This window comes from Vibrio sp. 10N.222.49.C9 (assembly GCF_041474985.1).
In the GTDB taxonomy this organism is placed as follows: domain Bacteria; phylum Pseudomonadota; class Gammaproteobacteria; order Enterobacterales; family Vibrionaceae; genus Vibrio; species Vibrio crassostreae_C.
On the sequence record NZ_JBFRVD010000337.1, the window covers coordinates 1 to 248 of the forward strand.

A 248-nucleotide genomic window follows, 5' to 3' on the forward strand; every position below is an offset into this window, starting at 1 on the left:
GCCGTATTTGCAGGCTTTGCGGTGGGGATATTGTTCTCTGCTTTGAAGCTGCCAATCCCTGCGCCACCAGTATTGTCTGGTGTTATGGGAATCGTAGGTGTATACCTTGGAGGACACTTCTATCAATGGCTGATAGAAAGGTTTTTTCAATAATACCAATCACACTAAGTAAGTGATCAAAAATAGCGTAGGAAAAATGCTCGAGAACAAGGCAGAATTTTTCGATAAGTAGTTATTCTACAATCAAA

1 protein-coding gene is annotated in these 248 nt (G+C 40.7%); it reads left to right on the forward strand.

Features of this window, described 5'->3' with window-relative positions; all coding sequences use genetic code 11:
• On the forward strand, nt 1-153 hold a 153-nt coding region (locus AB4585_RS23410), incomplete at its 5' end, for a XapX domain-containing protein (RefSeq protein ID WP_372171171.1).
• Nucleotides 154-248 lie beyond the last annotated feature (95 nt).